Origin of the sequence: Amycolatopsis lexingtonensis (assembly GCF_014873755.1) — a bacterium.
In the GTDB taxonomy this organism is placed as follows: Bacteria; Actinomycetota; Actinomycetes; order Mycobacteriales; family Pseudonocardiaceae; genus Amycolatopsis; species Amycolatopsis lexingtonensis.
In genome coordinates this window covers 4563231-4577307 of record NZ_JADBEG010000001.1, presented here as the reverse complement: position 1 = coordinate 4577307, position 14077 = coordinate 4563231, and the positions used below count along the sequence as shown (strand labels likewise).

Below are 14077 nucleotides of genomic sequence, written 5' to 3'. Positions count from 1 at the left end.
GATTCAGGAATGGCCACACGACCCTCCGCCGACCACGTCCTCGCCGGCCGCCCCTTCCCGCTCGGAGCCCACCCCGAGTCCGGCGGTGTGCGGTTCGCGATCACGTCCGCCGTCGCGGACGCCGTCGAGCTGTGCCTGATCGACGCCGACGGGTCGGAACGCCGGATCGCGCTCACCGAGCGCACCTTCGGCGTCTGGCACGGCCTGGTGCCCGGGGTGACGCCGGGGCAGCGCTACGGCTACCGGGTGCACGGCCCGTACGACCCCGCCCGCGGCCTGCGGTGCAACCCGCACAAGCTGCTGGTCGACCCGTACGCGCGGCAGATCACCGGCGGGCTGGCCGACCTGACCGCGGCCCAGGGCTTCACCGGCGACCCCGAGCGCGGGCCGATGTCCACTGTGGACTCCCTGGGCAGCGTGCCGCTGTCGGTGGTCAGCTCGCCGGGCGGGCCGGACACCGGCGTCAAGCCGGAGGTGCCGTTCGAGGAAGCGGTGATCTACGAGCTGCACGTCAAGGGCTTCACCCAGCGGCACCCGTTCATCCCGGAGGCGCTGCGCGGCACCTACCTCGGCCTGGCCCACCCGGTCGCGATCGAATACCTGACCCGGCTCGGCGTCACGTCGGTGGAGCTGCTGCCGGTGCACTCGTTCCTCGACGAGCCGTCGCTCGTCCGCGCCGGGCGGCACAACTACTGGGGCTACTCGCCGCTCGGCTTCTTCGCGCCGCACGCCGCGTACGCCAGCGAGCCCGGCCACGAGGTCGAGGAGTTCCGGCTGATGGTGGCCGCCCTGCACGCGGCGGGCATCGAAGTGATCCTCGACGTCGTGTTCAACCACACCTGCGAGGGCGGGCCGGACGGGCCGACGCTGAGCTTCCGCGGGCTGAACGCGCCGGTCTACTACCTGCACACCGACCGCGGGCACATGGCCGACATCACCGGCTGCGGCAACACCCTGGAGGCGGGCTCGCCGACGGTGGTGCGGCTGGTGACCGACTCGCTGCGGTACTGGACGCAGGAGATGGGCGTCGACGGCTTCCGGTTCGACCTGGCGAGCACGCTCGGGCGGCCCCGCGGGGGCGCGTTCGACCCGGCCTCGACGCTGCTCACCGCGATCACCGCCGACCCGGTGCTGTCCCGGTGCAAGCTGATCGCCGAGCCGTGGGACGCCACCGGCGAGGGCTACCGCGTCGGCGGCTTCGGCGCCCAGTGGGCCGAGTGGAACGGCCGCTACCGCGACACCGTCCGCGACTTCTGGCGCGGCGCGACCGGCGTCCGCGACCTCGCCTACCGGCTGTCCGGTTCGTCGGACCTGTACGACCACAACCTGCGCCGGCCGTGGCAGTCGATCAACTTCGTCACCGCCCACGACGGCTTCACGCTGCGGGACCTGGTGTCCTACAACGAAAAGCACAACGAGGCCAACGGCGAGGACAACCGCGACGGCGGCAACGACAACCGCTCGTGGAACCACGGCGCCGAGGGGGAGACCGCCGACCCGGCGATCCGCGCGCTGCGCGCCCGGCAGGCCCGGAACATGTTCGCCACGCTGCTGCTGTCCACCGGCACCCCGATGCTCACCATGGGCGACGAGTTCTGGCGGACCCAGCACGGCAACAACAACGCCTACTGCCTCGACGACGAAACGTCCTGGCTGGACTGGACGCCGGACGACCCCGAGGCCGAGGCCATGCTCGCGTTCGCCCGCCGGGTGGTGCGGCTGCGCGCGAACAGCCCGGCGCTGCGGCAGCCGGAGTTCTTCGAAGGCCGGACCACCCCGACCGGCAAGCCCGACCTGGTCTGGTTCCGCCCGGACGGCGAGGAGTTCGCCGAGAACGACTGGTTCGAGGACCGCCACACGCTCGGCATGTGGATCGACGGCTCGAACAGCCAGGCCCGCAACCGCGAGGGCGCGCTGGTGCCCGACCACTCGTGGCTGCTGTGGCTGCACGCGGGCGACGCGCCGGGCGAGGTCGTCCTGCCGGGCCGCGAGTACGGCGAGACGTTCAAGCCGACGCTCGACACGAGCACCGCGGACGGCAGCCCGGCCAACCCGGGCGTGCTGGAGGCCAAGAGCCGGGTGACGCTGCAGTCGCGGTCGCTGCTGTTGCTGCGGGCCCCGCGCCTGGCGGCGGAACCGCAGCCGGAGATCTACTGACCGGTACGGCCGGCGCGGAGCTTTCGGTACGAAAGATGCGCGGGGCGGACCGGGCGCCGTGACGTCTTGAATGACTCATTCAGGTCTTCGGAGGTCCTGAATGACTCATTCAAGACCTTTGCCGAGCGACTCGTGGCCGTGGCCGAGCGCCGCGACTGCGCGCGGTGCGAAAGGGTCCGGACCCGCGGTGGCGGATCGTCCATTCGGGTAAGGCTCCGCACCATTGGGGTCCGCGTGTCGCCCCGGCTCGTCGTCGCGTGCGCGTAACGCGCCGGACATCCGGCGGAAATTCCTTGCTGGAACAGCGTTTCGACCGGCGCGGAGTGGGTACACAGCAAAAGAGCCCTGCCTCGTAGGCGCTTGATCGTGTCAGGCAGACTGTCGTCGCCTGCGTCCAACCGACACACCGAGGGGCGTTGCCCATGACCGGCCGGCTCGGCATCGACGACGTCTCCCCCAGCGTGAGCTGCGGCCGGTATCCGGCCAAAGCCGTTGTGGGGGAACACATCCCGGTCACCGCGACCGTTTGGCGGGAGGGCCACGACGCCGTCGCCGCCACCGTCGCGTGGCGTGGTCCCGGCGACCGCCTGACGCGCCAGACGCGGATGGTGCCGCGGGGTCCCGACCACCCCGACGAGTTCGCCGCCGTGATCGTCCCCGACGTCACCGGGCCGTGGACCTTCCGCATCGACGCCTGGAGCGATCCCTGGGCGACGTGGGAGCACACCGTCGAGGTGAAGGTCGCCGCCGGGCAGGGGCCCGAGGACCTCGCCAACGACATCGAAAACGGCGCCCGGCTGCTGGAGCGCGTCTCCCGCCGTCCCGACCGCCGCGCGGAAAAGGCGCTGCTGACCGGTGCGGTGACCGCGCTGCGCGACGAAGAGCGCTCCCTCGCCGAGCGCGTCGGCCCGGCGCTGTCGCCCGAAATCCGCCAGCTCATGCGCGAATTCCCGGTGCGCGAACTGATCACCAAGGGCAAGCCGCTCAAGCTCTGGGTCGACCGGCGGCGTGCCGCGTACGGCTCCTGGTACGAGCTCTTCCCGCGCTCGACCGGCGGGCTCGACGCCGAGGGCAAGCCGGTGCACGGCACCTTCGCCACCGCCGCGGCCGCGCTCGACCGGGTCGCGAAGATGGGCTTCGACGTCGTCTACCTGCCGCCGATCCACCCCATCGGCCGGGTGAACCGCAAGGGCCCCAACAACACCCTCGACGCCAAGCCCGAAGACGTCGGCTCGCCGTGGGCCATCGGCGCCGACGAGGGCGGGCACGACGCCATCCACCCCGACCTCGGCACCTTCGAGGACTTCGACGCCTTCGTCGCCCGGTCCGAGGAACTCGGCATGGAGGTCGCGCTCGACTTCGCGCTGCAGGCCGCGCCCGACCACCCGTGGGTCCTGAAGAACCCGGAGTTCTTCACCACCCGCCCGGACGGCTCGATCGCCTACGCGGAGAACCCGCCGAAGAAGTACCAGGACATCTACCCGATCAACTTCGACAACGACCCCAAGGCCGTCTACGAAGAGATGCTCCGGGTGATCACGGTCTGGATCGACCACGGGGTCAAGATCTTCCGGGTCGACAACCCGCACACCAAGCCGCCGGACTTCTGGGCCTGGCTGATCCAATCGGTGAAGGACGCCCACCCCGACGTGCTGTTCCTGGCCGAGGCGTTCACCCGCCCGGCGCGGCTGTGGGGCCTGGCCCGGCTCGGCTTCACCCAGAGCTACACGTATTTCACCTGGCGGACCGGCAAGCAGGAGCTGATCGACTTCGCCGTCGACCTGCGCGACCACTGGAACGAAGGCCGCCCGAACCTGTTCGTCAACACCCCGGACATCCTCCACGAGTCGCTGCAGCGCGGCGGCCCCGGCATGTTCGCGCTGCGGGCCGCGCTCGCCGCGACGATCTCGCCGACGTGGGGCGTCTACTCCGGGTACGAGCTGTTCGAGCACGTCCCGGTCCGCGAGGGCAGCGAGGAGTACCTCGACTCCGAGAAGTACCAGCTGCGGCCGCGCGACTTCGAGCGCGCGCTCGCCGAAGGGCGCTCGCTGGAGCCGTGGCTCGCGAAGCTGAACGCCGTCCGCAAGGCGCACCCGGCGCTGCAGCAGATGCGCACCCTGCACTTCCACCACGTCGACAACGACGCGCTGCTGGCCTACTCCAAACAGGACCCGGCCACCGGCGACACCGTGGTCACGGTCGTCACCCTCGACCCGTACGGGCCCCAAGAAGGCACGCTCTGGCTGGACACCGGGGCACTCGGGTTCGAGGCGCACGAGCGGCTGATCGCGCACGACGAGGTCACCGGCGACACCTGGGACTGGGGACCGGCGAACTACGTCCGGCTCGAACCCTGGCGGGCCGTGGCCCACGTGGTGTCGGTCCGGCGGCGGCTGGCCGGTTAGCAGGGAAGGAACGGATCGAGGGACTGAGGTGGAACAGATGGCGGAAGAAGCCCGCCCCGACGCGGCGCTCGGGCTGGACGGCGTGCCGCACACCGGTGAGGCGATCACGGCCGACGGCATGCTGGTCGAACCCCAGGCCGGGGACTTCCGCTCGGCGCAGCAGGCGCCCAGCAACCCGGAGTGGTTCAAGGGCGCGGTGTTCTACGAGGTGCTGGTGCGCGCGTTCGCCGACTCCAACGGCGACGGCACCGGCGACCTGCGCGGCCTGGCCGGCCGGCTGGACTACCTGGCGTGGCTCGGCATCGACTGCCTGTGGCTGCCGCCGTTCTACGCCTCGCCGTTGCGCGACGGCGGTTACGACATCAGCGACTTCCGGGCGGTGCTGCCGGAGTTCGGCAGCGTCGAGGACTTCGTCTTCCTGCTGAACGAGGCGCACCGGCGCGGCATCCGGGTGATCACCGACCTGGTGCTCAACCACACCTCGGACGCGCACCCGTGGTTCCAGCAGTCGCGCAACGAACCCGACGGCCCGTACGGCGACTACTACGTGTGGAGCGACGACGACTCGCGCTACGCCGACGCGCGGATCATCTTCGTCGACACCGAGACGTCGAACTGGACCTACGACCCGGTGCGCGGCCAGTTCTACTGGCACCGGTTCTTCTCCCACCAGCCGGACCTCAACTTCGAGAACCCCGACGTCCAGAACGCCATGATCGACACCCTGCGGTTCTGGCTCGACCTGGGCATCGACGGGTTCCGCCTCGACGCCGTGCCGTACCTGTTCGAGCAGGAGGGCACCAACTGCGAGAACCTGCCGCGCACGCACGAATTCCTCAAGCGCTGCCGGAAGGTCGTCGACGACGAGTACCCGGGCCGGATCCTGCTCGCCGAGGCCAACCAGTGGCCCTCGGACGTCGTCGAGTACTTCGGCGACCCGGCGGTCGGCGGCGACGAGTGCCACATGGCGTTCCACTTCCCGCTGATGCCGCGGATCTTCATGGCGGTGCGGCGCGAGTCGCGGTTCCCGATCTCGGAGATCCTCACCCAGACCCCGACCATCCCCAGTGGGGCCCAGTGGGGCATCTTCCTGCGCAACCACGACGAGCTGACCCTCGAGATGGTCACCGACGAAGAGCGCGACTACATGTACGCGGAGTACGCCAAGGACCCGCGCATGAAGGCCAACATCGGCATCCGCCGCCGGCTGGCCCCGCTGCTGGACAACGACCGCAACCAGCAGGAGCTCTTCACCGCGATGCTGCTGTCCCTGCCGGGCTCGCCCGTTCTGTACTACGGTGACGAGATCGGCATGGGAGACAACATCTGGCTCGGCGACCGCGACGCGGTGCGCACCCCCATGCAGTGGACCCCGGACCGCAACGCCGGGTTCTCCAGCTGCGACCCGGGCCGGATCTACCTGCCGGTGATCATGGACCCGGTGTACGGCTACCAGGGCCTGAACGTCGAGGCGCAGTCGAACAACGAGGCCTCGCTGCTCAACTGGACCCGGCGGATGATCGAGGTGCGCAAGCAGCACCACGCCTTCGCCGAGGGCGAGTTCGTCGACCTCGGCGGGTCCAACCCGAGCGTGCTGGCCTACAAGCGCCAGTGGCGGCGCCCGGACGGCGGCGAAGACGTCGTGCTCTGCGTGAACAACCTCTCCCGGTTCCCGCAGCCGGTGGAGCTGGACCTGTCCGCGCACCGCGGGTGCACGCCGGTGGAGCTCACGGGCGGCGTGCGGTTCCCCAGCATCGGGGACCTGTCGTACCTGCTGACGCTGCCGGGCCACGGCTTCTACTGGTTCCAGCTGACGAGCCCGGGAGACGAAGGCGAAACGAGGTGAGTCCCTTGTCCGACCCGCGCGAGCTGGTCGACGAACTGGCCGAGGACCTGAAGCGCTGGCTGCCCGAGCAGCGCTGGTTCGCCGGCAAGGACCGGCCGGTGACCGGCGTCCGGCCGCTCGGCGTGACCGAGCTGGTCGCCGGCGATCCGCAGCTGCTCCACGTGGTCGTGGAGGTGGCCCAGGACGACCGGCGCGAGCCCTACCAGCTGCTCGTCGGGCGGCGGACGCACCCGCCGGAGATCGCGTCGACCAGCTGGATCGGCGCCGTCGGCGACCTGAACGCGTACGAGGCGTCCGGCGACCTGGACCTCACCGGCGTACTGCTGGACCTGATGGCGCGCGAGGAGAGCGTGGGGTCGCTGACCTTCGAGCACGAGCCCGGCGCGGAGCTCGAGACCGGCCTGCGGGCCCGGCCGATCTCGTCGGAGCAGAGCAACACCTCCCTGGTCTACGGCGGGCAGTACATCCTCAAGCTGTTCCGCAAGCTGACCCCGGGCAAGAACAAGGACCTGCTGCTGCACCGCGCGCTGCAGGCCGTCGGCAGCAAGCACATCGCGCCGGTGCTCGGGTCGATCACCGGCGACCTCGGCGGCGAGCGGACCACGGTCGGCATGCTGCAGCACTTCGTCGCCGACGCCGTCGACGGCTGGGCGATGGCCACGACCAGCGTGCGTGACCTGATGGCCGCGCCGGAGCTGCACGCCGAGGAGGTCGGCGGCGACTTCGCCGGCGAGGCCGAGCGGCTCGGGCGCGCGGTCGCCGAGGTGCACGCCGACCTGGCCGAGGCGCTCGGCACGGAGAGCGTCGACGCCGGCGAGCTGGAGCGCACGACGAAGGCGATGGCCGCCCGGCTGGACACGATCGCCGGGCGGGTCCCGGAGCTGGCGGCGCACGCCCCGGCGCTGCGGTCGGCGTTCGAGAAGCTGGAGTCGCTGCCCGCCGGCTCGGTGCGCATGCAGTACATCCACGGCGACCTGCACCTGGGCCAGGTGCTGCGGACCGTCGGCGGCTGGCTGCTGATCGACTTCGAGGGCGAGCCCGCGGCGCCGGTGGAGGAACGCCACGCGCTGCGGTCGCCGTTGCGCGACGTGGCGGGCATGCTGAGGTCGTTCGACTACGCGGCCCAGCAGCTGCTGGTCGGGCAGCCCGACGAGCCGGCGCTGGTCGAGCGGGCCTTGGAGTGGTCCCAGCGCAACCGGGCGGCCTTCTGCGAGGGCTACGCCGCGGTCGCGGCGGACCCGCGCGAACAGGGCGAGCTGCTGCGCGCCTTCGAATTGGACAAGGCGGTCTACGAAGTGGGCTACGAGCACGCGAACCGGCCGGACTGGCTGGGCGTGCCGCTCGCTTCGATCGCCCGGATCACGAGCGGAGAGGGATGACACCGTGAACGCCGTTCCGGAAGGCCTCCCGGCCGCGGCCCCGCCGGCTGCCGACATCGACCGGCTGCTGGCCGGTTCCCACCACGACCCGCACTCCGTCCTCGGCGTGCACCCGGCCGGCAAGGGGTTCGTGGCGCGGGCGCTGCTGCCCGGCGCCAAGGCCGTCACGCTGAGCGCGGGCGAGCGGCGGTTCCCGATGGAGCCGGTGATCGACGCCCTGTTCGCCGTCTCGGTGCCGGAGCACCCCGGCGACTACCGGCTGGAAGTCGAGTACGACGGGCACACCGCGACCGCCGACGACCCGTACCGTTGGCTGCCCACGGTGGGCGAGCTGGACCTGCACCTGATCGGCGAAGGCCGGCACGAGCGGCTGTGGGAGGTGCTCGGCGTGCACGTCCGGTCGTACGAGACGCCGAACGGCGTCGTCGCCGGGACGTCGTTCGCGGTGTGGGCGCCGAACGCGCGCGGCATCCGCGTGATCGGCGACTTCAACGGCTGGGACGGGCGCGGGCACCCGATGCGCTCGCTCGGCTCGTCCGGGATCTGGGAGCTGTTCGTGCCCGGGGTCGGCGTGGGCACCTGCTACAAGTTCCGGATCCTCGGCGCCGACGGCAACTGGCACGAAAAGGCCGACCCGATGGCGTTCGCCACCGAGCAGCCGCCCGCGACGGCCTCGGTCGTCACCACCTCCGGGTACCTGTGGGACGACGACGCGTGGGTCGCCCGGCGCGAGGCGACCGAGTGGGCCGCGGCGCCGATGAGCGTCTACGAGGTCCACCTCGGCTCGTGGCGGCCCGGGCTCGACTACCGCGAGCTGGCCGACCAGCTCGGCGACTACCTCGTCGAGACCGGCTTCACGCACGTGGAGCTGCTGCCGGTGTCGGAGCACCCGTTCGGCGGCTCGTGGGGCTACCAGGTGACGTCGTACTACGCGCCGACGTCCCGCTTCGGCTCGCCGGACGACTTCCGCTACTTCGTCGACCGCCTGCACCAGCGGGGGATCGGCGTGCTGGTGGACTGGGTGCCCGCGCACTTCCCGAAGGACAGCTGGGCGCTGGCGAAGTTCGACGGCACGGCGTTGTACGAGCACGCGGACCCGCGCCGCGGCGAGCAGCCCGACTGGGGCACGCTCGTGTTCGACTTCGGCCGCAACGAGGTCCGCAACTTCCTCGTCGCCAACGCGCTGTACTGGATCGAGGAGTTCCACCTCGACGGCCTGCGCGTCGACGCGGTGGCGTCGATGCTCTACCTCGACTACTCCCGCAACGAAGGGGAGTGGCTGCCGAACCAGTACGGCGGCCGCGAAAACCTGGACGCGGTGAAGTTCCTGCAGGAGCTGAACGCGACCGTCTACAAGCGACACCCGGGCATCGTGATGGTGGCCGAGGAATCGACCGCGTGGCCGGGCGTCACGCGCCCGACGCACCTCGGCGGGCTGGGCTTCGGCTTCAAGTGGAACATGGGCTGGATGCACGACACGCTCCGGTACCTGTCGCACGAGCCGATCCACCGCGCGTACCACCACAACGAGATGACGTTTTCGTTGGTGTACGCCTGGAGCGAGAACTTCGTGCTGCCGCTGTCGCACGACGAAGTGGTGCACGGCAAGGGATCCCTGTGGGGCCGGATGCCGGGCGACGCGTGGAACAAGGCCGCCGGGCTGCGCTCGCTGCTGGCGTTCATGTGGGCGCACCCGGGCAAGCAGCTGCTGTTCATGGGCGGCGAGTTCGGCCAGGAGGGGGAGTGGTCGGAACAGCGCTCGCTCGACTGGCACCTCCTGGAGGAACCGCTGCACCGCGGCGTCCAGGACCTGCTGCGCTCGCTGAACTCGGTGTACCGGTCGACCCCGGCGCTGTTCAGCCAGGACACCTCGCCCGAAGGCTTCGCGTGGATCGACGCGAACGACTCCAGCGGCAACGTGCTGAGCTTCCTCCGCCTCGGCACCGACGGCTCGCGGCTGGCGTGCGTGGCGAACTTCGCGGGCGTCCCGCACCACGACTACCGGGTCGGCCTGCCGGCCGCCGGGCGCTGGCGCGAGGTCGTCAACACCGACGCGGAGGCCTACGGCGGGTCCGGGGTGGGGAACCTCGGGCTCGTGGAGGCGACCGAGGAGCCGTGGCACGGGCAGCCGGCCTCGGCGGTGCTGCAGCTGCCGCCGGCGGGCGTCCTGTGGCTGGTGGAGGAATCCGACTGAGGCGCGACCCGGCGGAGTCGCGGAAAAAGACTCCGCCGGGCCCGGGCCGCGGGCTTACCATCGGTGCATGGACGGCTCCGGCGTCCTCGCGAACCTGATCCTCTTCGCCGTGGTCTGCGTCGCTCCCACGGTGCTGTTCTGGTGCGCGCTGCGCGTCCCCCGGCTGATCCACTGGATCCGCGCGAAGCGGGTCACGCCGGCGCCGTCGGGCCCGCCGATCGAGCGCGTCGCCGCCGACCTGCGCCGCGTGCACCGGCTGCTCGTCGACTACCCCTCCGGCACACCGGCCGCCCGGCGCTTCGGCACCCGGCAGGCCTACGACGAGCTGCTCACCCAGGCCTGCCGCCAGGTCGGCGTCCCGCACCGGCTCGCCGAGCTGCCCGAGGGGATGGACCGCGAGATCGAACGGCTGCGCGTCGAGCAGTCGCTGCGGGAGCGCGGGCTGGCCGTGCCCTGAGTTGTACGGCTCGTGTACGCGTCCCGGTCACGCTGCCGGCATGCGCCTCTTGATCGGCTTCGTGACGCTGCTGCTGCTCGCCCTGGCGCCGCCGGCCCAGGCCGCCGCGAACTTCCCCCGCTTGGCCGTCGACGGCTACCGGCTCACCGCAGGCGACACCTTCGCCACCTACGGCTCGCGGGTCACCGCGCTCGACCGCCAGCTACCGCCGCGCGGGCTGTCGTCGTTGCTGGGGGACACCAACCGCAAGGCCCGCCCGCTCTGCCACGGCACGTACCTCGCAGCGGCGCTGAAGCCGGCCGGGTTCTGCTGGGAAGACGCGAACGACGACAAGACCAACGACTGGATCCCGCAGGGCCTCACCGGCTCCGGCGACGCGGATCCGGCGACCGGCACTGTCGGCGGCAAGCGCGTCGTCGCGACGTCGTGGCACACCCCGGGCGACACCATGGTCCGACTGTCCTTTGTGGACGCGACCGGGCTCGGCTACCGGCACGTCCTGCTCGTGGAACCGACCTCCGACACCGATTTCGCGGTCGTGGCGGGCCACGGGCACGGCCTGACGTGGTCGGGCAACCTGCTCTACGTCGCGACCACCGGCGGCCTGATCCGCGTCTTCGACACCACGCACTTCTGGAAGGTCGACGCCAGCGCCGGAACGGTCGGCCGCGGTGCCGACGGCAAGTACCACGCGGCGTTCTACGACTACGCGATGCCCCAGATCGGCGCGTACTGGTACCCGGGCGGCGGCGCCTGCACGACGGCGGTGGGTGAGCGCCCGTGCCTGTCGACGCTTTCCTTCGACCACAGCGATTCCACGTTCGTGACGGCGGAACACGCACCCGAAGCGGGCGGCCGGATCCTGAAGTGGCCGTTCGACCGGGCGACGGGCCGTCTCGTGCCGTCAGCCGATGGGCTGGTGCACGCTGCCGAAGGGTTTTCCTCGCCGGTGTGGGGCATGCAGGGCGCGGTGTCCCGGGGCGGCTATTTCGTGGTGACGGGAGTGTGCCCGGAGTACGCGGGCGTGGCGGGCGATCATCCCTCGTGCCTGCACGGCGGGGTCGGGGGAGTCTCGACGTCGAGGCTGGCCGGGCAGGCTCCGGTGAACAGCCAGAACCTGTCGTACTGGCCGGCGACGGGGGAGCTGTGGCTGCTCAACGAGCAGCTGCGCGAGCGCGTGGTGGTGCACGTCCCCTGGACGACGCTGACCGGGCGGGCCTGAAACGCGGAAGAACCCCGCCACCGAGGTGACGGGGTTCTTCCGCATGCCGTGACTCAGTCCAGGTAGTCGCGCAGGACCTGGGACCGCGACGGGTGGCGCAGCTTCGACATCGTCTTCGACTCGATCTGCCGGATGCGCTCGCGGGTCACCCCGTACACCTGGCCGATCTCGTCGAGCGTGCGCGGCTGGCCGTCCGTGAGGCCGAAGCGCAGGCGGACCACGCCCGCCTCGCGCTCGGACAGCGTCTGCAGCACCGACTGGAGCTGGTCCTGCAGCAGCGTGAACGACACCGCGTCCACCGCGACGACCGCTTCGGAGTCCTCGATGAAGTCACCGAGCTGCGAGTCGCCCTCGTCGCCGATCGTCTGGTCGAGCGAGATCGGCTCACGCGCGTACTGCTGGATCTCCAGGACCTTCTCCGGGGAGATGTCCATTTCCTTGGCGAGCTCCTCGGGCGTCGGCTCGCGGCCGAGGTCCTGCAGGAGTTCGCGCTGTATGCGGCCGAGCTTGTTGATGACCTCGACCATGTGCACCGGGATGCGGATGGTGCGGGCCTGGTCGGCCATCGCGCGGGTGATCGCCTGGCGGATCCACCACGTGGCGTACGTCGAGAACTTGTAGCCCTTGGTGTAGTCGAACTTCTCCACCGCGCGGATCAGGCCGAGGTTGCCCTCCTGGATCAGGTCCAGGAACGCCATGCCGCGGCCGGTGTAGCGCTTGGCCAGCGACACCACGAGCCGGAGGTTCGCCTCCAGCAGGTGGTTCTTCGCCCGCTCGCCGTCGCGCACGATCCACTTGAGATCGCGGCGCATCTGCGTGACGAGCTTCTCGCCCTCCTCCTCGGCGGTGCGCACGCGCTCGGCGGCGTAGAGCCCGGCCTCGATCCGCTTGGCCAGCTCCACCTCCTCCTCCGCGTTCAGCAGCGCGACCTTGCCGATCTGCTTGAGGTAGGCACGCACGGAGTCGGCGGACGCGGTGAGCTCGGCGTCCTTGCGCGCCTGGCGCAGCGCCTCGGACTCCTCCTCGTCCCAGACGAAGTCCGGGTTGTCGGAGCTCTTGGCGGCGGCCTTGTCGGCGGCGGCGCCCCGGCGGCGCTGCGCCGGGGTCTCCTCGTCGTCCTCTTCGTCATCGTCGTCGTCGGCCGCGGCGGCGTCCGGCTCGTCGTTGACGGTCTCGTCGACGACGTCGACCTCGACCTCTTCCAGGTCCGACAGATCGGGCGAGTCGAGTTCGGCTTCGTCCAGTTCGACCGGACCGTCCGGATCGCCGTCTTCGGTCTTCGCGCCCTTGGTCACGGCCTTCTTCGCCGGGGCCTTCTTGGCCGGGGCCTTCTTGGCGGTGGTGGTCTTGCGGGCCGCAGGCTTCGCCGTCCCGGTGGCTGCCTCTTCGGCCGGCTCGCCGGCTGCGGTCGCGGTCTTCGTCCCGCCTCGGGTTGCGGTTCTTGCGGCTGCCACTTACGCCCTTTCGCAGCGGTCGATCATGACGAGCAACGGCCTGGCGGCCACTGCTGCCTCACATTCGGGGATCACGCCTCGGCCTGCGGTTTTGGCCTCCGCAGCCGTGGGCCGTGTTCCATTGTAACGACGGTACGCGCATGCGGTGCGAAGCGATCACCCTCAGCCCCGTCGCGAGCGCCGGATCAGTGCTCGATGCCCTCCGCCGCGGCGGCCGCGGCGCCGACGATCCCGGCGTTGTTCTGCAGCGTCGCCACCAGCACCGGAGTGCGGATGTCCAGCAGCGGCACCCATTTCTCGGCCTTCTTGCTGACGCCGCCGCCGACGATGAACAGATCCGGCCAGATCAGGTTCTCGAGCACGGTCAGATAACGGTGCACCCGCTTGGCCCATTCGGGGTAGGAGAGCCCCTCGTTGTCCTTCACCGACGCCGCCGCGCGCTTCTCCGCGTCGTGGCCGTCGATCTCCAGGTGGCCGAACTCGGTGTTCGGGACGAGCTTGCCGTCCTGGAACACCGCGCTGCCGATCCCGGTGCCGAAGGTGAGCAGCGCGGTCACGCCCTTGCGCGCGACCGGGTCGCCGAAGCGGATCTCCGCCATGCCCGCCGCGTCGGCGTCGTTGAGCATCGCGATCTGGTCGACGCCGCGGCCGAGCCGCTTCGCGAACAGCGCGTCGGCGTCCGTGCCGATCCACTGCTTGTCGATGTTGGCCGCGGTGTGCGCCACGCCCCGCTTGACGACGGCCGGGAGCGTCACGCCGACCGGGCCGTCCCAGCCCGCCTGCGTGACGATGTCGTGCACGACGTCCGCCACCGCCGAAGGCGTGGACGGCTTGGGGGTCTCGATCCGGATCCGGTCGCCGATGAGCCGGCCCTTCTCCAGGTCGACCAAGGCGCCCTTGATCCCGCTGCCGCCGATGTCGATGCCGAAACCTCGGCGGGTCGCCTCCACCACGGACGTGGTC

At 70.9% G+C, this 14077-nt stretch carries 9 protein-coding genes; 7 read left to right on the top strand and 2 right to left on the bottom strand.

What is annotated here, in order from left to right; all coding sequences use genetic code 11:
* Positions 1-9: 9 nt before the first annotated feature.
* From glgX to H4696_RS20245, 7 genes are all read left to right on the top strand, one after another.
* Positions 10-2157: a glycogen debranching protein GlgX gene (glgX, locus tag H4696_RS20275; RefSeq protein WP_086857770.1), complete on the top strand. Its 2148-nt coding sequence runs from the start codon at positions 10-12 to the stop codon at positions 2155-2157.
* 422 nt (positions 2158-2579) lie between these two features.
* Entirely contained in the window at positions 2580-4562 is a 1983-nt protein-coding gene (locus H4696_RS20270; protein WP_086857769.1) for a maltotransferase domain-containing protein, read from the top strand.
* 37 nt (positions 4563-4599) lie between these two features.
* Positions 4600-6408, top strand: coding sequence for a maltose alpha-D-glucosyltransferase (treS, locus tag H4696_RS20265; protein ID WP_086857779.1), 1809 nt, complete (start codon positions 4600-4602; stop codon positions 6406-6408).
* 5 nt (positions 6409-6413) lie between these two features.
* Positions 6414-7787, top strand: coding sequence for a maltokinase N-terminal cap-like domain-containing protein (locus H4696_RS20260; RefSeq protein WP_086857768.1), 1374 nt, complete (start codon positions 6414-6416; stop codon positions 7785-7787).
* Positions 7788-7791: 4 nt separating this feature from the next.
* On the top strand, positions 7792-9981 hold the full coding sequence (gene glgB, locus H4696_RS20255) for a 1,4-alpha-glucan branching protein GlgB (RefSeq protein WP_086857767.1): 2190 nt from the start codon (positions 7792-7794) through the stop codon (positions 9979-9981).
* A gap of 67 nt (positions 9982-10048) precedes the next feature.
* Positions 10049-10438, top strand: a complete 390-nt coding sequence (locus H4696_RS20250) for a hypothetical protein (RefSeq protein ID WP_086857766.1) — start codon at positions 10049-10051, stop codon at positions 10436-10438.
* A 40-nt stretch (positions 10439-10478) separates the two neighbouring features.
* The gene (locus tag H4696_RS20245; protein WP_086857765.1) at positions 10479-11660 is read left to right on the top strand and encodes a hypothetical protein; all 1182 of its coding nucleotides are present in this window, start codon (positions 10479-10481) and stop codon (positions 11658-11660) included.
* 53 nt (positions 11661-11713) lie between these two features.
* On the opposite strand, the gene H4696_RS20240 is transcribed toward H4696_RS20245, so the two are convergent.
* On the bottom strand, positions 11714-13114 hold the full coding sequence (locus H4696_RS20240) for an RNA polymerase sigma factor (protein ID WP_086857764.1): 1401 nt from the start codon (positions 13112-13114) through the stop codon (positions 11714-11716).
* 185 nt (positions 13115-13299) lie between these two features.
* Positions 13300-14067, bottom strand: a complete 768-nt coding sequence (ppgK, locus tag H4696_RS20235; protein WP_086857763.1) for a polyphosphate--glucose phosphotransferase — start codon at positions 14065-14067, stop codon at positions 13300-13302.
* Positions 14068-14077: the final 10 nt, after the last annotated feature.